The sequence below is a fragment of the Paenalicyclobacillus ferrooxydans genome, from assembly GCF_001399675.1.
Lineage (GTDB): Bacteria > Bacillota > Bacilli > Alicyclobacillales > Alicyclobacillaceae > Alicyclobacillus_B > Alicyclobacillus_B ferrooxydans.
This window is the reverse complement of record NZ_LJCO01000030.1, coordinates 127,778-145,378: the sequence shown is the minus strand read 5'-3', so window position 1 is coordinate 145,378 and position 17,601 is coordinate 127,778. Positions and strand designations below refer to the sequence as shown.

The 17,601-nt window shown below is 50.9% G+C and carries 19 protein-coding genes, 4 tRNA genes and 1 pseudogene; 5 read left to right on the top strand and 19 right to left on the bottom strand.

Going from position 1 to position 17,601, the window contains the following annotated elements:
• Positions 1-126 precede the first annotated feature (126 nt).
• From panD to AN477_RS06435, 8 genes are all read right to left on the bottom strand, one after another.
• Positions 127-498 carry an aspartate 1-decarboxylase gene (gene panD, locus AN477_RS06470; RefSeq protein WP_054968345.1) on the bottom strand — a complete coding sequence of 124 codons (372 nt, stop codon included), beginning with the start codon at positions 496-498 and terminating at the stop codon, positions 127-129.
• 162 nt (positions 499-660) lie between these two features.
• Positions 661-942, bottom strand: coding sequence for a hypothetical protein (locus AN477_RS06465; RefSeq protein WP_054968344.1), 282 nt, complete (start codon positions 940-942; stop codon positions 661-663).
• A 210-nt stretch (positions 943-1,152) separates the two neighbouring features.
• Positions 1,153-1,228: transfer RNA gene (locus AN477_RS06460), tRNA-Met, on the bottom strand.
• 4 nt (positions 1,229-1,232) lie between these two features.
• Positions 1,233-1,308: transfer RNA gene (locus tag AN477_RS06455), tRNA-Lys, on the bottom strand.
• Between the two features lie 58 nt (positions 1,309-1,366).
• A tRNA-Asp gene (locus AN477_RS06450) sits at positions 1,367-1,443 on the bottom strand.
• A gap of 3 nt (positions 1,444-1,446) precedes the next feature.
• Positions 1,447-1,522: transfer RNA gene (locus tag AN477_RS06445), tRNA-Met, on the bottom strand.
• 118 nt (positions 1,523-1,640) lie between these two features.
• Complete coding sequence (locus AN477_RS06440; protein ID WP_054968343.1) at positions 1,641-1,970, bottom strand: hypothetical protein; 330 nt, start codon at positions 1,968-1,970, stop codon at positions 1,641-1,643.
• Positions 1,971-1,983: 13 nt separating this feature from the next.
• Positions 1,984-2,175 carry a hypothetical protein gene (locus AN477_RS06435; protein ID WP_054968342.1) on the bottom strand — a complete coding sequence of 64 codons (192 nt, stop codon included), beginning with the start codon at positions 2,173-2,175 and terminating at the stop codon, positions 1,984-1,986.
• Between the two features lie 309 nt (positions 2,176-2,484).
• Between AN477_RS06435 and AN477_RS06430 the strand changes: the two genes are divergently transcribed.
• On the top strand, positions 2,485-3,669 hold the full coding sequence (locus tag AN477_RS06430) for a MalY/PatB family protein (RefSeq protein ID WP_054968341.1): 1,185 nt from the start codon (positions 2,485-2,487) through the stop codon (positions 3,667-3,669).
• Between the two features lie 2 nt (positions 3,670-3,671).
• Here the strand turns inward: AN477_RS06430 and AN477_RS06425 are convergent, their stop codons facing one another.
• Positions 3,672-4,628, bottom strand: coding sequence for an NAD(P)/FAD-dependent oxidoreductase (locus tag AN477_RS06425; protein WP_054968340.1), 957 nt, complete (start codon positions 4,626-4,628; stop codon positions 3,672-3,674).
• A 250-nt stretch (positions 4,629-4,878) separates the two neighbouring features.
• Between AN477_RS06425 and AN477_RS06420 the strand changes: the two genes are divergently transcribed.
• Positions 4,879-6,330, top strand: coding sequence for a D-alanyl-D-alanine carboxypeptidase family protein (locus AN477_RS06420; RefSeq protein WP_054968339.1), 1,452 nt, complete (start codon positions 4,879-4,881; stop codon positions 6,328-6,330).
• Between the two features lie 17 nt (positions 6,331-6,347).
• Here AN477_RS06420 and fdhF read toward each other — a convergent pair whose 3' ends face one another.
• From fdhF to AN477_RS06400, 4 genes and pseudogenes are all read right to left on the bottom strand, one after another.
• The gene (gene fdhF, locus AN477_RS25760) at positions 6,348-8,237 is read right to left on the bottom strand and encodes a formate dehydrogenase subunit alpha (protein WP_342668547.1); all 1,890 of its coding nucleotides are present in this window, start codon (positions 8,235-8,237) and stop codon (positions 6,348-6,350) included.
• Positions 8,238-8,243: 6 nt separating this feature from the next.
• Positions 8,244-8,420, bottom strand: a pseudogene (locus AN477_RS25755) (hypothetical protein); the annotation flags it as partial.
• A 184-nt stretch (positions 8,421-8,604) separates the two neighbouring features.
• On the bottom strand, positions 8,605-8,967 hold the full coding sequence (locus AN477_RS06405) for a cupin domain-containing protein (RefSeq protein WP_054968336.1): 363 nt from the start codon (positions 8,965-8,967) through the stop codon (positions 8,605-8,607).
• Positions 8,968-9,054: 87 nt separating this feature from the next.
• Positions 9,055-9,525 (bottom strand): DUF2231 domain-containing protein, encoded by a 471-nt coding sequence (locus AN477_RS06400; protein ID WP_245631739.1) that lies wholly within the window; start codon positions 9,523-9,525, stop codon positions 9,055-9,057.
• Positions 9,526-9,736: 211 nt separating this feature from the next.
• Here AN477_RS06400 and AN477_RS06395 point away from each other — a divergent pair, with 211 nt between their 5' ends.
• Positions 9,737-10,942, top strand: a complete 1,206-nt coding sequence (locus tag AN477_RS06395; protein ID WP_054968335.1) for a class I SAM-dependent rRNA methyltransferase — start codon at positions 9,737-9,739, stop codon at positions 10,940-10,942.
• 73 nt (positions 10,943-11,015) lie between these two features.
• Here the strand turns inward: AN477_RS06395 and AN477_RS06390 are convergent, their stop codons facing one another.
• Entirely contained in the window at positions 11,016-11,708 is a 693-nt protein-coding gene (locus AN477_RS06390) for a glycerophosphodiester phosphodiesterase (RefSeq protein ID WP_083486020.1), read from the bottom strand.
• A 204-nt stretch (positions 11,709-11,912) separates the two neighbouring features.
• On the opposite strand from AN477_RS06390, the gene AN477_RS06385 reads away from it, so the two are divergent.
• Both AN477_RS06385 and AN477_RS06380 read left to right on the top strand, forming a co-directional pair.
• Positions 11,913-12,239, top strand: a complete 327-nt coding sequence (locus AN477_RS06385; protein ID WP_054968334.1) for a thioredoxin family protein — start codon at positions 11,913-11,915, stop codon at positions 12,237-12,239.
• Between the two features lie 191 nt (positions 12,240-12,430).
• Positions 12,431-13,186, top strand: a complete 756-nt coding sequence (locus AN477_RS06380; RefSeq protein ID WP_169787853.1) for a polysaccharide deacetylase family protein — start codon at positions 12,431-12,433, stop codon at positions 13,184-13,186.
• 6 nt (positions 13,187-13,192) lie between these two features.
• On the opposite strand, the gene AN477_RS06375 is transcribed toward AN477_RS06380, so the two are convergent.
• From AN477_RS06375 to AN477_RS06355, 5 genes are all read right to left on the bottom strand, one after another.
• Entirely contained in the window at positions 13,193-13,966 is a 774-nt protein-coding gene (locus tag AN477_RS06375; protein ID WP_054968333.1) for a ferric reductase-like transmembrane domain-containing protein, read from the bottom strand.
• The gene (locus AN477_RS06370; protein ID WP_083486018.1) at positions 13,930-14,922 is read right to left on the bottom strand and encodes an FAD:protein FMN transferase; all 993 of its coding nucleotides are present in this window, start codon (positions 14,920-14,922) and stop codon (positions 13,930-13,932) included. Before AN477_RS06370 ends, AN477_RS06375 begins: the two co-directional genes overlap by 37 nt.
• Positions 14,919-15,344: a hypothetical protein gene (locus tag AN477_RS06365; protein WP_054968331.1), complete on the bottom strand. Its 426-nt coding sequence runs from the start codon at positions 15,342-15,344 to the stop codon at positions 14,919-14,921. Before AN477_RS06365 ends, AN477_RS06370 begins: the two co-directional genes overlap by 4 nt.
• Positions 15,345-15,535: 191 nt before the next feature.
• Positions 15,536-16,573, bottom strand: coding sequence for a type IV pilus twitching motility protein PilT (locus tag AN477_RS06360; RefSeq protein WP_054968330.1), 1,038 nt, complete (start codon positions 16,571-16,573; stop codon positions 15,536-15,538).
• 211 nt (positions 16,574-16,784) lie between these two features.
• Positions 16,785-17,573, bottom strand: a complete 789-nt coding sequence (locus tag AN477_RS06355; RefSeq protein WP_054968329.1) for a 3-hydroxybutyrate dehydrogenase — start codon at positions 17,571-17,573, stop codon at positions 16,785-16,787.
• Positions 17,574-17,601 lie beyond the last annotated feature (28 nt).

Here is a 17,601-nt window from a genome sequence, read left to right as displayed (position 1 = left end):
ATATAGGACACGGAGACTGCATCGCAAATTCTGCAGGAATGTGGCTGGTACAGCGGTCACCATCGATACTTGGCTTGTAAATCAGTCACGATATAAGTCATCATCGATGAGGGTCCACGTTGCCGATTAGTTTCTTTCTACACTGAGTGAATCCACGGGGTTGTTGTTGTCATCGACCATTAGAATGACGGGTTTATGGGACTCCGTCTCCAGTGCATCAAACATCCCGTAGGAAATCACAATCACAAGGTCTCCCGGCTCCGCGAGCCGCGCTGCTGCTCCATTCAATTCAATACACCGGGAACCCGCTTCGCCAAGAATCACATAGGTCTCAAAACGTTGTCCGTTCGTCACATTGACGACGTGGACTAACTCATTTTCCACCAGGTCAGCCTGTTTGGCGAGTTCAGCGTCAATCGTTATGCTGCCTTTGTAGTGGAGATTCGTTCTTGTAACAGATGCTCGATGAATTTTTGATTTCATCAACGTTCGATACACGGCAGATCCCGTCCTCTCCAGTTGTCGCCAGAGCTGTAGTGATGGCTCTGGACGGTACGTGTCTGCAATTGCAAGGCAGTCACGACATGTCTGACTACCGTAGACAATCCTACTGCGACCTCAGCCCGCTTTCAACCGGTGATGGTTGCCGTTTTCTCCGCGTTACTTCGCGCGGGTATAATTCTTTACTTCACTCGTGGTAACAATCTCGGTAACACCCTCGTAGGTGCTGATGCAAAATTCTTCTCCCGTATCTGAAAAATAGCGTCCGACAATACGGTCCCCGCAGGCAATCGCCAGGTCGTTTTCGACTTCTTCCCGGGCCGTCGTCTCACCCCAGTCGCCATTTATGTAAAGGGCAAAAGCTGACACCATGTCTTGCGCTGTAATGTTGCTCGTTAAAATGGCTCTGCTGATATGTACCTTACCCACGCGAAATAGCATAGTTCTCCCCCATCAATAAGTTCCCATGGCCACACTATTTCGCTGTCGTGGTTCTTATCCCTTTAGGTAAATCAAGGACTGCTGGCCACGTCAGACCAATGCGTGGAAGAACTACGGTGAAACATCCAATCCATGGAGAGACGTGCCGTCGAGGGACACACAGCAACAGGACAATAAAAAAACACCCGTTTTAACCGGGTGTCTGTTCTTTGGTTGCGGGGGCAGGACTTGAACCTGCGACCTTCGGGTTATGAGCCCGACGAGCTGCCAACTGCTCCACCCCGCGTCATTGGTGGGTCATGAAGGAATCGAACCTTCAACCTGCCGATTAAGAGTCGGATGCTCTGCCAATTGAGCTAATGACCCTTTGCAGAACGCACTCTATAATAGCATAGTCGATTCCATCTATCAAGTCAAATGATTCTGGCGGAGCTGACGGGATTCGAACCCGCGGTCTCCTGCGTGACAGGCAGGCATGTTAGGCCTCTACACCACAGCTCCATTTGGTTGCGGGGGCAGGACTTGAACCTGCGACCTTCGGGTTATGAGCCCGACGAGCTGCCAACTGCTCCACCCCGCGCTGTAATGACAAGCAACCACTCAGTTGCTTCCAACTGCCCAACAATCTGCCAAAGCAACGATGTTGACGATATCATGAAACATGGGGCCGAGTCAAGTCGGCCCCACCGAAACGGCCTTCAATGACTAATATGCTTCTTTCGATGGTCTTGTATCCATTCGTGTAACTCAATGCCATCATCTTTGCCAATGACTCGCCGACCGTATGGTGCCACGTATGCACAATCCCATCCCATTTCGTTAGCACGGTCGAAAAACTGTTGAGGTGTGCCGTGTCCGGCCAAGGGGTGACCATTGCCGTCAATCGTGACAACCCAGTAATTCTCTGGAACAGAACCCTCGCCTGTTAAAGCCCATTGCCCCTGGTAAGTATTGAGAATTGGAATATCCTTGCTTTGTACTGAGAAGTCCAAATCAGACATAGTTGTATGATGTTCGGTTCGATCCAAATTATCGCCTCCTTCAGGAGTGCAGAGTTCCATCCTCGAGTTGACGCTGGATCTCTGCTGCCCGCTTTTCACTGTGCGGGAGCTCTGGGGCAATACCACCTTCGTCGCGCATTCTGTCGATACTGTTTTCTACCGACTCAACGTACTCGTCGCCTTCCCCGTCGTTCCCCAGGACCATTTGTTCCTCGTTCCGCTTGTCTGCCACAGTACCGACCTCCCATCAGCTCGTTTTTGGATTCTGCTGAGATGCAGACGAAACACACACCAGAGGAGTGCGTCAGTCGAATACCTCCGAGCGCAGACTGTAGTATGTGATGCGGAACAGAATTTATGCTCGCGTGAATCAGTGCCAGCGAGGTTGACTTGTTCCCTGCAAATTGTATGCCCGCATGCAGTCAACACGGTCCGAAATGATGCCCCTCATTCGGATCTTGGGCGTCGCTTCGACAACGAGACATGTTTGTGAGATTCTTATACATATAGCGACCAGAAAACTCTGATAGGGGGAGCAAACATGCCGCATGATTTTAATCGGGAAGTGGATCGCAAAAACACCGACTCGACCAAATGGGGTTCACTCGAACGGCTTTTCAGCAATTCCGAAGCCATTCCAATGTGGGTTGCGGATATGGATTTTGAGTCTCCAAGAGCCGTTGTGGATGCACTTGTTCAGCGTGCACAACACGGTGTTTATGGGTACGGACTTCGTGACGATGACTACTACCAGCCAGTTTCGGATTGGCTCAAGGCACGTCACAATTGGGAAGCTCCGATTGAATGGATGTTACACAGCCCGGGTGTTCTGACCGGTTTGTCGTTTCTGTTAACCCTGTTAACTGAGAAGGGCGAGGCAGTCATCATACAGACGCCCGTTTATCATCCGTTTGCGCATATTGTCGAGAACCTCGACCGCACACTCCTGGTCAATCCCCTGCTCATGCGTGAAGATGGTACATATCGAATGGACTTGAGCAATCTTCGTGAACAAGCAAAGCAGGCTAAAGTGCTCATTTTATGCAGCCCGCACAATCCTGTCTCAAGAGTCTGGACGAAAAGCGAATTACAGGAGTTAGCCGACATCTGCACGGAAAACGGACTATTCGTGATCGCAGATGAGATTCACTCCGATCTCGTAATGCCCGGATTCCACCATACTCCATTTGCATCTGTTTCCGATGGCGTCGCAAACAACTCTACAACCTTTATTGCGCCGAGTAAGACCTTTAACTTGGCCGGTTTGCAAAGTGCCATCGCCATCATTCCGGATGAAGTGTTGAGAAACCGGTTTAAACACGCACTTCAGACGTACCATCTGTCAAGCCCGAACATTTTCGGCGCACTGGCTTTACATAAGGCCTATTCAGATGGCGCAGAATGGCTTGATGAATTGCTCCCTTATTTAGCAGAAAACGCATCCTTTGTGACTTCTTATCTTGAAGAACACGCACCTGAAATTAAGGCTGCTCCGTTGGAAGGCACCTATCTGATGTGGCTCGATTGCAGGGGACTCGGTCTTAGCGATGACGATCTCGCTGTGTTCATGAATCGTACAGCCGGGGTTGCGATGAATCAAGGCCACACTTTCGGACTTGGTGGAAGCGGGTTTGTTCGAATGAACATTGCTTGTCCCCGAGTGCAACTGGAAAAGGCGGTACATCGTCTAGCTTCAGCCGTTCAAAGCAGACGCGGCACTTCATAATTCTAATCTCCGAGTGTCAACGCGATGTGCCGCACCGCCAATGCACCGTGACTGACAGCGACAGCCAGGCTGGTGGCAAAGGTTGGTGTGGCAATGTCGCCAATTGCGTAGATATCCGAATGCGTAGTCTGTAGGAATCGGTTCGTGACAACCGTGTGGTCTGCGTTCATCTTCGCCACGCCTTCCAAGAGGGTGGTATCAGGCGCCATTCCAATACGAAGCACCACAGCGTCCACAATCTCTTCAGAACATTGGCCCTCACAGTGATTAACGAGGCGAAGCTTTACTGTACCCATCATATTCCTCGTGACCTGTTGCATCCCGCGGGAAGAGTTCGAAATGCTCGCCACACTTGTATTCAGCATGACTTTCACTTGAGGTTGCCGCAACAGGGCAGTGCGAAATTCCTGCCTTGCCGAAAACTCAGCTCCTCGATGAATGAGCATGACCTGTGCTCCCGCATTCGCCGCGTAGAGCGCTCCTTCCAAAGCCCTGTCACCGCCCCCTATGACAGCCACAACCTTACCTTGAAACAAGGCAGAATGCTTCGTTACGGAGAAGCTCGCTCCGTACACCTGGGGCAAGTCCTCACCGGGAACGCCAAGCCGCCTTGCTTTTGCTCCTGCAGCAACAATAAGTTTACGGCACGTGATATCACGCTGTTCGTGCTCCCCACGAACAACAACGGTTATTGGACGATTGTCTCCAACGATAATCTGTTTTGCCTTGACACTTGTCTCAAACTGGCAGCCTTTATCCACGACGGCATCCACAAACTGCTGACGAACAGCGGCAGGTGACTGCGCATCTGAGAATAAAAAACCGTGAATCGTGCTGTGCGTCCAGGACAGTTGTCCCCCAAGCTCAGCTGTCCCTTCAAGCAACAAATGACGCATTCCAAGTGTTTGGCAGGCATAAGCAGCAGACAGTCCTGCAGGACCTCCCCCAATAATCAGCACATCTGTATCCGTAACGCGTCATCCCCATTTCTTGCTTCACAACCTTTGTTGCCCTATGTTACCTATCAACTTACCAATATGTGCAGACCACTGCCACACATTTATGCAACGCTTTCTCGCAAACAGATCATTCAGATTTTATCATTGTTACATGTTGACAATGCCTATCCATGCAGAGCATGCGGATCTATAATAAGTAGTCATGGCCAGCGTGCCGGATCGACGGGAATGTATCAAAGGAGATTACGCTGTGAAACCATTTTTGCGAAGCACAATTGCTTCCCTGATTGCTATCGTCTCTATGGGGTATCTCTACTCCCCGGCCGCTGAAGCAGATGCAACTTCAGGTATAAGTGCCTCGTCTGTCAACCAGGTCAAAAATGCAACTCCAAATGAGCCAACCCAACTGGTATTAAACCAGTCTTATATCAACGGTATTCCCATGACAACTCAACCGGAAAATTGGCCAAACATTGTGTCTCAGGCTGCTGTCGTCATGGACATGAACACAGGCACTATCGTCTATGCGAAAAATCCGGAGGCCGAACACTATCCTGCAAGCATCACAAAGATCATGACCGCGATGCTGGCACTTGAAGATGGTAAACTGACTGACATGGTCCCGGTCAGCAAAAATGCGGCGGATCAACCCCCTGACAAACTGTATTTTGTTCCGGGGGAATCCGAACCGCTTCTGCAGATGCTGTATGGATTAATGCTGATCTCTGCCAATGACGCGGCTGTGGCAATCGCCGAGGACTACGGTGGCAGTGTATCTGGTTTTGCCAAGATGATGAACGCCAAGGCAAAAGCACTTGGTGCAACTCATACACATTTTGATAACCCAAACGGGCTTCCTGACCCGAATCACGTAAGTACAGCGTACGATATGGCGCTGATAACAAAGGCAGCCATGCAAATTCCAGAGTTCCGCAAGATTGTCTCAACACGAACATACCACTGGAAGGGTGAGGCATGGCAATCCCAGCTTTACAACATCAATCACATGCTGTTTACTTATCCTGGAAGTATCGGAGTCAAAACCGGATACACCAGTGTCGCGCATGAGACCCTTGTCGTCGCAGCTACGCGAGGGAACACCACATTTTTGGCAGTTCTGATGGACAATCCGACCAATTACTCAATTATGCAGGATGCTACTCAGCTGCTCAATTTTGCATTTGACCATTATCAAACTGATATGGTGGTTCAAAAGGGTACTGTAGTGGATGAACTGCGCTCCCCGAACGGATCAATGGTCCCGCTCTATGCGACTGAAAATGTCGTTGCGACTGTCGACAAAGCTCATCCCCCCGCAATCAGGGGGACGCTGCACCTTCGGGCGCTGCCCCCCGCCACCCTGAACCTGGGTGCAGTGACAGGCCGTGCTACGAGGACACCGGGCAGCACCTTCCTACAGGCAGCTGCAAGTGTTCCTGTGCAGCAGAACGCTTGGCTCCACGTTGGAAATTTGACATATTCTCTCGCAGATGAACCATCCGTCACATTGCCTTTATTTGCGCAGGCAAGTTCCTTTGCGCAAATTGCATCATTACGCGTCCATTCCTCCCACCCCCTCAGCGTATTTTGGCTGATTCCAGGAGGAGTGGGGATGGTCCTCATCATCGTCTTCCTGCTTTCGCGACGAAGAAAAAGCCGTGCGCGCATCTGCATCGATGCGGTGCACGGCCCCGAAAGCTAGGAACCTGTAGAGGCAAATCAGGCCTTAGTCTTTTCTATCTTTACTGCCGTGTATTTGTACGGTGCAACACCTGACTTTTTGTCATAATCGTCGTTCGTCAGAATGTTGGTATTGACTTGATCGGGGAAGTGGAATGACAACCACACATTCCCCGATTGCATCTTATCGGTAGACTTTACTGGAACCAAAACTGTACCCCGCCGTGACGTAACACGAACGATTTCTCCGTCATGGAGCTGAAGGACTAATGCATCCTCCGGATTCATTTCCAGTACTTCTTCTTGTCCCTTTACTTTCGTTCCGTAGTCATTCGTCATCACACCTGTGTTGTAGAAAGCCAAGCGGCGACCCGTGATCAACACAAACGGATATTCCCCATCCACGGGTTCGAGCGGCGGTTCATAGTCGACAGGAATAAACGGTACTAAAGGCCCAAAATCCTCTTGATGCAGACGGGTGTGCAACAGCTTTGTGGGTGGTTCTTCCAGAGACAAGCATGGCCACTGCAGCTCAATTTCTCTGTCAAGCCGTTCGTAACTCATGCCATAATGAGACGGACTCAGACTGCGTAGCTCATCCCACACATCTGACGCCCAACCGTAATTCCACGCAGCACCCAATCGGTTTGCGATATCCTGCAGAATCACGATATCGTCTCTAGCTTCTCCTGGCGGATCCACAAATGCTCGCACCCTCTGCACGCCTCGTTCACTGTTCGTGTACGTACCTTCAACCTCTGCCCACCCCGCCGCCGGAAGAACCACGTCTGCAAGTGCTGCCGTCTTAGTCAAAAACAGATCTTGAACAACGAGAAAATCCAGACCAGTCAGTGCAGCTTCAACGGCATGTGCATTGGCATCCGATTGAACGGGGTTTTCACCAATGATGTACATCCCCCGCATCAACCCCATGTGTGCCGCATCAAACATGCCTGACAAATGGAGCCCATTTTGCGGTGGGATCGTACAATTCCAAGCCTCATTAAAGCGACTGCGGGCCACGTCATCGGTTACGTCGAAGAATCCTGGGAGTTTGTTCGGAAGAGCTCCCATGTCACCGCCGCCCTGCACGTTGTTTTGCCCCCGCAACGGCATTAATCCGGTTCCAGGCCTGCCAATGTGGCCTGTCAACAGTGCCAGGTTCACGATTGAATGAACATTGTTTGCTCCGTTGGGATGCTCGGTTACACCGAGCGTCCAAGCGATCACGGCTCGCGGTGAAGTAGCGTACAGACGAGCTGCCTCCTGAATTATGTCTGCTTTCACGCCTGTCAATTCTTCCGCGTATTCCGGTGTATACACTTGAACCTGCATCTTGTATGACTCGAACCCTTCAGTCACTCGATTTACGAATCGAGTATTGTACAATCCTTCATTGATGATTACGTTACCGATGGCGTTTGCAAGCACAATATCGGTACCTGTCTTGACCGGAAGATAGTGCAAAGCACTCTTGGCCATAGGTAATTTGCGCGGATCAATCACCACAAGTTTTGCACCGTTCTTCACGCCGCGACGCATATGATTCCAGATTACGGGGTGTGCTTCTTGGGCATTTGAGCCCCATGCGATAATGCAGTCCGTGTTTTCGAAATCCTCGTATGAAGCTGTGTCAGCGCCACTCCCGAACACAGTCGTCAAACTGACGACACTGGGAGCGTGTCAAGTTCGGTTACAACTGTCAATATTGTTGGTCCCAATGACCTGACGCATCAGTTTCTGAGCAAGGTAGTTCATTTCGTTCGTTGCTCGGGACGAACTCAAGCAGCCAATTGAATTCGGCCCCGATGTTTCCCGAATGAACGTGAGTTTCTCTGTAATCAAGTCAAGGGCTTCATCCCAAGAAGCCCTCTGCAGTTCACCATTTCTTCGAATCAATGGGTATTTAAGCCGCTTTTCGGACTGAATGTACTTCCAAGCCTGAATTCCTTTAACGCAAGACTCGCCTCTGTTTACAGGTCCCTGTTTGTCACCGGTTACGTCAACAATGGAACCGTCTGCGACGGACACCGACAATGTGCATCCCGTCCCGCAGAAACTGCACGTTGTATTTCCTGTCCAAGTCTTCGGTTTCACAGCAAGCTCAGGCATGCAAACTCCTCCTCTCAAGGGGGGTTGAAAAGTGTGTTAAAGTCCTCGTCACAAACACTAAAAGACCTGCACTTTTTGCGAAAGTTTCAGATGTCATAGTCCGCAAGAAGACCCCGTGTAGCTCGGTTAGACTACACGGGGTCTTTTCGCAATCAACGATGAACGTGATTTACATTTGGTGCTGCTAAATCCACTCCAAATCTGAAACGGTTCGTTCATTTTCTACGTTCCCGGTGTTCAGTGTGTCCTTCGGTTCAAACAGGACAACCTCAACCTCTTCCCGTGCAACAGGCTGGTGTTCCACCCCGTGCGGAATGACGATGAACTCACCCTCACGAACGGTAATCTCTTGGTCACGCAATCGAATCAGGAGTTCACCCCTCACAACCAAAAACATTTCGTCTTCTGCATCGTGCGTGTGCCACAGGAATTCGCCTTTTAGTTTGGTCAACTTAACATGCATGTCGTTGACTTCGCCCGCAATCCGCGGATGCCAGTGGTCCTGAAACAGAGCAAACTTGTCGGCAAGGTTCACTTTCTCTACCACTCTTGGTCACCTGCTTTCATGAGCAAATCTGTCATCCTTATCCTAGACGACAGCCTGCGCCAAGCACAACCGTGCGAGGATGGGTCGTTAAGACACACCTAAGCCGTGGTGGTACACCATCATACCGCCGAGATGCCCAGCCATGCTGACAAAGACAACAGCAACGATGGCAAACAGGAGAGATACCAACGACACACTCCACAAGGGCTTCTTTCGCCACCAGCGCCAAGATTGCAGTACAAAGGCAATGACAACACTGACACCTGTCAGTTCCCCATATGACTTGTGTGTTTCTAGTGTCGAGGCTACTCCATGGGGAATAGATTTAAGGTAAGACTCACTGATGACGCCCGCTGCCCCAGCTGCGATGGTCGCTAGAATGGCAAGAAACAGCATCAACAAGTACAACTTCGGAAAAAACCCGTCTCTCCCTCGCCAAACTACTCCGATCAGACCTGCAAACCCTGCCAGGTACACAATGGCAATTGTAAAATGGACGACCATCGGATGAATCGTGGCTGGAAACAGATGATACAGAGACGCCAATGATGATCCCACCATTTTTATCTTCCTTTCTCCAGTACATTGAATCAGCGATACTATCGCACGTTTGGACTTGTCTAAACTGTTGGTTATTATAGCTGAGGAATGTTAATAACTTATGGAGATCTTTTGAAACGGGATCCCCTTTAGAAACTTTTGTAAAATGAACACTTTCAAGACGGACGCACCGTCAGGTGCGTAACATAATAGCTGCGAGGGATGTCATATGCGAGCCAAGATGGTGCTGCACCGGAACCGCAAACGAAGAATCGAGGCAGGTCACCCTTGGGTGTACCAAAGCGAAGTAAATCGCGTTGAAGGGGACATTGGACCCGACGGTACTATCGAGATTGTGAATCACCAAGGAGTGTTCCTTGCTCTCGGAATGTACAACCCGGATTCACAGATGGTGGCACGCGTTTTCAGCTACAACCGAGATGAGGTGGTCAATGAGGGATTTTTTATCCAGCGCATTGCAGAAGCGTACGCGTACAGACAGCGGTTCCTGGGCGGCCAAAGTGAATCCTGCCGGATTGTGTACGGCGAAGCTGATTTTCTCCCTGGGTTAATTGTGGACAAGTATCGGGATGTCCTGTCTGTACAGATACTGTCCCTCGGTATGGAACGTTTTAAGAATACAATCCGGTCCGCTCTGGTTCATGTCTTTTCGCCGAGAGGCATCTTTTTACGCAATGACGTACCGGTTCGTCGGCTGGAAGGGCTGCCCCTCGAAACGGGTGTCTGGATGGGCGACGTGCCCGACCGGATCGAAATTGAGGAGAACGGGATGCGCTTTTTGGTCGATATTCCAGAAGGGCAAAAAACCGGGTACTTTTTTGATCAACGGGAAAATCGCGCGGCAATCGCTCCCTTAATGACGGGGTGGCGAGGTGACAAGGGTGCTGACGTTCTCGAATGTTTCTGTCATACCGGCGCGTTCACTGTACACGCTGCAAAATACGGTGCACATCACGTAACTGCAGTAGACATCTCCGAGTCTGCCATTCAAGTTGCACAGGCAAACGCAGCGTTGAATGAAGTCGCTGAGCGGGTCGACTTTGTGGCTGCAAACGCCTTTGACTTTCTTCGTGACGAAGAAACAGCAAAAAGAAGCTATGATGTGGTGATCCTGGATCCCCCGGCATTTGCGAAGTCAAAAAGAGCCCTCGAAGGGGCTCTTCGAGGGTACAAGGAGATCAACCTCAGAGGTCTTAAGTTGGTACGTGACGGAGGCTTCTTGGTAACGGCAAGCTGCTCGTACCATTTACGTCCGGAAATGTTTCGGGATGTCATCCTGGATGCAGCCGTGGATGCTCACAAGGTTCTTCGACTTGTTCACTGGGCAGGCGCCGGAAAAGATCACCCTGAAATCGCTGGCGTCGACGAAGGTCACTACTTGAAATTTGCCATCTACGAGGTCAGGTCCCGCTAGGGATCTGGTGACTGTTCCTGCCTTCGAGGGCGAGCAAGACATTTGGATGATCCGTAATGATGGCATCCACATTCTATTGGATCAGTCTTTTCATAATCGATACGTCGTTGACTGTATATGGACGAACAGCCCGACCTGCACGGTGCGCATCCAGCACAACTTCTTCATCAAATGATTGATGGAACGGGTGCAGCCCCTCGGCATCTAGGAACACGGCATATCGCCAAGGGTCGACGAGGCCCTCCGTGTATAAGATGGCAACTTGTGCCTGTGGAACGTCCCGTTTTAAGTCGCGCAGGGCAAAGTGGTTGAAAGATGAAATGATGGTGTTTGAAGCAAGACCGCAAGCTGTTACTTTGCGCCATACATTCTCACCGAGTCCTGCGTAGGGTGTCCGGCCGTACTTCAGTTCGATGTTCATTTTCACTGGACGGATATGCAGACGGACAAGTTCAAGCACCTCATCAAGAGTCGGTATAACCTGCCCCCGAAACGATTCGTGGAACCAGCTCCCAGCATCGAGTTGACGCAGTTCTGTCAGTGTATAGTCCTCAACGCATCCATGTCCGTTGGTGGTACGTTCGAGGTTCGCGTCGTGGATGACAACAATCTCACCATCTTTGGTCAGATGCACATCGAACTCGATGCCGTCGACACCAATCTCCAAGGCACTGATAAATGCAGCCATTGTGTTCTCCGGGTATCGTGCAGACCACCCACGATGTCCAAACACTTCTGTTCTTTGCAACGTCAACATGTCCTTCATGGAGACCTGTCTCCCTTGAGTTTGGCTTTAGCGCCATTGTACGCGAGAAATCCCTCGATCGATCGGGCTTCATCAAAACTTTACATAAGCTGTAACCCACCGTTACAAGAGGCTATATCTCGTGGTAAGCTATACACGTAAAGTAAGTAGCCAAAGGTTATTAAAAACCGCCACAGTCTATACGTTGCCGAAGGAGTGAGTGAATTGATCCAGATTGAAAACGAAGCTCAGTTTCGTGAAATTATCTCGTCGGAAAAACCGACGGTTGTGAAGTTCTATACCACATGGTGCCCAGACTGCAAACGCCTGAACACGTACATCGACGACATTGTTGCCAACCACAGTGAATACGATTGGTACGATGTCAACGGAGAAGATGTTCCAGCGGTTACTGAAGAGTATCAAGTGATGGGAGTTCCGAGTCTGCTCGTTTTCCAAAACGGACAAAAGATTGCCCACCTTCACAGCAAGTATGCAAAAACTCGCCCTGAGGTGGAGGAGTTTCTTGAAACCCGTCAGTCCAGAGTCTAGTCAGTTCCTGACCAAATGATGGAATGGGTTGTCGCACCACGATTGCGGAGCCGCGTGATGCCACAAAAAGCTGTCGAGAAAAGCTCGACAGCTTTTTGTGTTATATACACATGCAAGCATACAAGGTTGGGCATCCTACTACGACGATGTCAATAATGACGAATCGAACGCCACAAAGAACAGGTGTAGCTATGCGACCAAGTTTCCGGTGGATGGCGCTCCGTTTTGGTTTTGCGCTTCTCATTGCAAGTACATCCATATCCTTCGTAAACTGCTCTGCAGCAAAAGCTGACGTTGGTGAAGACGCGCGGCAGGCGGACGTCATTCGGCATGTGCAAACGTCAGAGAAAGCTGTTGCAATTACGTTTGACGACGGACCGAGTGCCACGTTCACACCGCAAATCCTAAAACTGCTTCGAGAACATCATGCGAGCGCAACCTTTTTCGTCATAGGCTCGCGCATTCAGCGCTATCCCAATTTGATACGCGAAGAACTTAAAGACGGCGATGAAGTGGCTAATCACTCCTATTCCCACGAACTACTCGTACGCGTGCCCGCTTCACGCGTTGAGTCCGAGCTTCTGCAAGAACAGGCTGCAATGGTAACCGTCACAGGTCATGAAGCAGCGCACTTGTTTCGACCTCCTCGAGGGCGCTTTGATAAGAGCATCCTTATCGCGTCGAGCAAAAACAACTACAAGATTGTACTGTGGAGTGTCGACTCAAGAGATTGGAGTAACCCTGGAACCGACAGGATCGTGTCGAGGGTCTTGAAAGAAGTCAAGAGCGGGGATATTTTGCTGTTTCATGACCAAGGAGGTAACCGGAGCCAGACGATTGCCGCACTAAGCGGGATTATTCCCGAGCTTGCGCGTCGAGGATACAAGATGGTTACTGTATCGGAACTTCTCCGACTGGGACAAACGTACCCTGCCTTTGACCGGTAAAAACGTTTAAGGAAAAGCCGTGTCTCGTGCGGCTTCGCGGTCTTTGTTTGTTTGTACATCTTCAGACTGAATCCTGTCGATCCTGACCGAATTTGGCACCACTGTCCGGTGTAGCTTGGGTCTGCTCTTTCCGTTCAGTGTTGCTTTGTATTTCCCAACTCTTACGTACATCAGTACGATAAACAAGAAAAAAGGTACTGCGTAAAACCAGATGGCCCACGGCTGGGTCGAATCCGTACCAGACAACATGCCGTGAAATGTGACGAGTATGAACATTGGAACATAGGCGAAGTGAATCGTTCGCCATGCCTTTACGCCAACTCGCTCCCGAAGCATGGAAGAGGCAATCAGTGCAATTAGACCGTACAACGTAAGCACACCGAGTGCAGTTGGAAAAGGTCTGTAGTCAGACGCCAGGGGAATGAGCAATTTTGGCCACGGGAACGAGATCATCTGATCCAGATGCAATCCCCATAAGTGCAGCCCGACGAAGCAAGCTGTAAGAAGGGCGGAAAACTGGTGCAACTGTGTGACAACGCGGCGCAGACGCAGGCGGTCCCACATTGAACTCGCAGTGGTTAAGCCAAGGACCACGCTAAAAGCGAGCAGTTCATAGGCGACAAGCCCAGCGGATCGGTCCATCATCCAATAGAACTGATTGATACTGGGTTGGTTCGAAAAAAACAGATGGGTATAACCGTATGAACCTGTGATGACAAGAAACAGAAACAAGGCACTCACAGTCATGGCAGGGACTTGGCGTTCGTGGACGAGTTCCATGCGTGCACTACCTCCTTGTCCCGGGTGATGAGTACAAATCCTCGATGTGGGTAGTCGCGGACCCATCTCTCACCTTGTTCCTGCCCCAGCAGCAACACCGTTTTAGCCAGGACTTCCGCGCCAGTGAGGCGTGTCGAAAGCATAGAGCATGAAACGATATCTGATGTGGAGGGCCGGCCTGTTCTCGGGTCAATCAGGTGGTGTACTTCCCCCTCTTGACTGTGCCACCTGCGCCGGTACGTACCGCTTGTGGCCAGAGCCAGGTTCTCCACATCAAGTGTGAACAGGTGTTCCCGGTCATCCCATGGATTTTCGATCCCAACAGTCCAAGGTCCATCCGGGTGACTGCCTCGGCAGACCATGTCACCTCCAGCACTCACTACGAAGTTGTGAAAACCTCTGGAAACCAACTCATTGACGGTCTGCTCGACGATCCAGCCCTTGGCTATGCCGCCCAGATCGAGGCAAAAACCCGGGTCAACTGAGACGAGGCCAGACGACCGCTGAACGTGCAACGGCGGACGTTCATTGGAAAAAAACACCCACTTCGACGGGGGTATCGCTGTCTTCACGGTTCGCGACAGCAACGGGGAGCCTTTGCCGATCTGTTCAAAGGAGACGTTGTAACCGAGTCCTTCCATAATTCCGCCAACCCAAGGACAGAACAAACCGTTGCTCACGCGATAGGATTCGAGCGCAAGCTCGACCACGCAAATGACTGCTTCAGAAACCGGGACAAAGCGGCCGGGTTGTTGATTGATTCGGGACACCTCGCTGTCCGGATGAAACCTGGACAGTTTTTGTTCGAGGGTCAGAATCTGCTCTTTCACCGCTCGAAGGGCGTCTGTGACATCGATTTGTCGGTGATGCGCTTCAGTAACAAGTGCGACTTCAACGTTTGTCCCCATTGCTCGAAATTGTTCCCTGGCGAGCCGATCTGTTTGTTTGACCATCATGATGCACCACTTCCAAACAGGCCGCTGCCACTCTGACTCGGACCAGCAGATCCGAATCCACTCGTTCCACCCGATCCGCTGGCCCCTCCAAACAACCCGCTGCCTGCACCACTTCCGTAACCACCGCCGTAGTTGCTCCCCCCCCCGCCAAATCCGTCATCTCCACTGCCTTCGCCGTACCCGTTGATCGATGTCCCGCCGTTGCCCGTAACGCTGCCAACTGACCCGCTGCCAGTCGGACTGAAAGCAGACACGGCACTTTGCGGCGTGCTGTGACTCACTTGATTCCAAGCTGTAATAAAGCCGGTGATGGCAAGGGCCAGTGTGCTCCAGGACAATGCAGAGACCCACCACAAGCGACGCTGATTGCGTCTCGCCTGCGCCTGCTGCTTTTTGACACGATTCTCGTCACTAACCTCCACGTCACGCCACCCCCCCTTTATATCAAGGTCTATATCAAAGTCCATTTTTGTGCGTCCCGACACCTGAATCAGGCTTTTTTCCTCTATGAGAGTCAGTCTAGACATTAACTATTGAAGAGTTTTCAATCCGATGTTGAGATTGTGTGGTCCGTTCATGCTGAATTTATGACGAAGTGACTGTTTGATCGAGGTTATCGAAAGGCTGCCGGGGAGTATAAACGGTGATAATCTTCGTTGCGAATTTGACCACTTATCATGAGTTCCTTGACATGCATCTCCATCGTTTGCATGCCCTCAGCGCGTCCTGTTTGCATCACGGTCTGCAACTGATGAATCTTCTCCATGCGAATCAAATTACCTACTGCAGGCGTATTTAAAAGTATCTCACAGGCGACAACGCGCCCGCGGCCTGATGGATGGGGCAACAACTTCTGACAGCAAATCCCCACCAAGACGGATGCAAGTTGTTGGCGAATCTTGTGCTGTTGTACTTCGGGAAACACGTCAATGATGCGATCAATCGTCTGTGCTGCAGTGTTCGTGTGCAAGGTTGCAAAGACCAGATGTCCTGTTTCCGCAGCCGTAATGGCAATCTGCATCGTCTCCAAATCGCGCAGTTCACCGATTAAAATAACATCGGGATCTTGACGCAGTGCCGCCCGCAGACCTTGTGCAAACGAAATTGTATCGTGGCCAACCTCACGTTGATTGATGATGGATTGGCGATGTGTATGCAAGTATTCAATTGGGTCTTCCAGAGTCACGACATGACGAGATTCGGTGCGGTTGATAACATCGATGAGGGCAGCGAGGGTTGTAGACTTGCCATCCCCTGTCGATCCGGTGACGAGCACAAGGCCGTTTTGTCGCCTTGCAAAGTCTCTGAGTATCGTGGGGAGACCAAGGTCCTCAAAGCGGGGAACCGCCGTCGGAATGATACGAATCGCGATTCCGTAGTGTCCCCGCTCACGGTACGCATTCACACGAAAACGCGAGACCCCGGCGAGCTCATAGGCAGTATCGAGATCGCCTGATTGTTCTAGGAGCATGAACTGAGAATCCGTCAGGATTGTTCGCAGAACCTGCTCCGTATCTCGCTCGGTGAGTACATGTTCACTCACGCGCGTAAGACGGCCATCGATCCGAAACATCGGTGGGGCCCCTGCTGTCAGGTGTACATCTGATGCTCCTTGCAAACAGGCTGTGTAAAGCAGGTCCAGCGTCTCCATACTCACTGTCACCGTCCTACAAACCTACTCAAAACACTGTCATAGAAGCAGTGAAGGCGGCTCGACAGTGTTCACTCGCTGTGAGAGTCGAGGTCCTCGGTATTGATAGTGGCTGGAAACACTCCTGTACACAACTGTCTTCCGATCGCTTTTTTTCCTACTGGATGAATCGGGCCAAATTTCAGCAATGATTTAGGCGGTGATTGTTTGCTTACTGTGCCACGTAACCTCCGTCGATGACGACTGCCTGACCGGTTATCGAGCGTCCTTTGTCTGACGCTAAAAACACGGCATAGTCAGCAATCTCTTCCGGGTCGAGCAACCTCCGTTGTGGAACCAAAGGATAAATGACTTCCTCAAGGACCTTTTCCAGTGGAATGCCCCTGGTTTTCGCGAGGTCCCCCAACTGGTTTCTGACCAGAGGAGTATCCACGTAACCTGGACATAACGCATTCACCGTAATCCCGTCTGTTGCGCCTTCGAGCGCAGCAACCTTAGTGAGGCCAATCAAGCCGTGCTTCGCTGAGTTGTACGCGGCCTTTCCTGCAAACCCAATCAGTCCGTTGATGGATGCGATGTTAATAATCCGCCCAAACTGTTGCCGCTTCATCACAGGGAAGACGTACTTCGTACTGATAAAAGGCCCAACCAACATCAACTGTACGATCTGCTGAAACTTTTCAACCGGAAAGTCTTCGATGTTCGACACATACTGCATGCCTGCGTTATTGACAAAAATATCAATACGCCCTTCCGTTTCGAGTGTGTTGTTCAGCAACTGCTGGATGTCATGCTCACTGCCCGCATCTGCCGCGTATGCAGCTGCTGCTAGCCCTTCTGAGGTGAGCACCTGTGCCGCGTTTTCCGCGGCGTCAGAACGAAGATCGGACAATGTGACTCGGGCGCCTGCCCTTGCCATACCTGCCGCAACTGCATACCCAATGCCACTCGCTGCTCCTGTCACCACAGCCACTTTACCTTCAAGCGAAAGCTTATTCATCCCACTCACTCCTAATCCTTTATAGTCA

Coding starts and splice junctions, on each gene's coding strand:
- AN477_RS06465 (WP_054968344.1), bottom strand. CDS start 942: ATGCTATTTCGCGTGGGTAAGGTACATATCAGCAGAGCCATTTTAACG.
- AN477_RS06430 (WP_054968341.1), top strand. CDS start 2,485: ATGCCGCATGATTTTAATCGGGAAGTGGATCGCAAAAACACCGACTCG.
- AN477_RS06395 (WP_054968335.1), top strand. CDS start 9,737: ATGCGAGCCAAGATGGTGCTGCACCGGAACCGCAAACGAAGAATCGAG.
- AN477_RS06390 (WP_083486020.1), bottom strand. CDS start 11,708: ATGAAGGACATGTTGACGTTGCAAAGAACAGAAGTGTTTGGACATCGT.
- AN477_RS06380 (WP_169787853.1), top strand. CDS start 12,431: ATGCGACCAAGTTTCCGGTGGATGGCGCTCCGTTTTGGTTTTGCGCTT.
- AN477_RS06375 (WP_054968333.1), bottom strand. CDS start 13,966: ATGGAACTCGTCCACGAACGCCAAGTCCCTGCCATGACTGTGAGTGCC.
- AN477_RS06370 (WP_083486018.1), bottom strand. CDS start 14,922: ATGATGGTCAAACAAACAGATCGGCTCGCCAGGGAACAATTTCGAGCA.
- AN477_RS06360 (WP_054968330.1), bottom strand. CDS start 16,573: ATGGAGACGCTGGACCTGCTTTACACAGCCTGTTTGCAAGGAGCATCA.
- AN477_RS06355 (WP_054968329.1), bottom strand. CDS start 17,573: ATGAATAAGCTTTCGCTTGAAGGTAAAGTGGCTGTGGTGACAGGAGCA.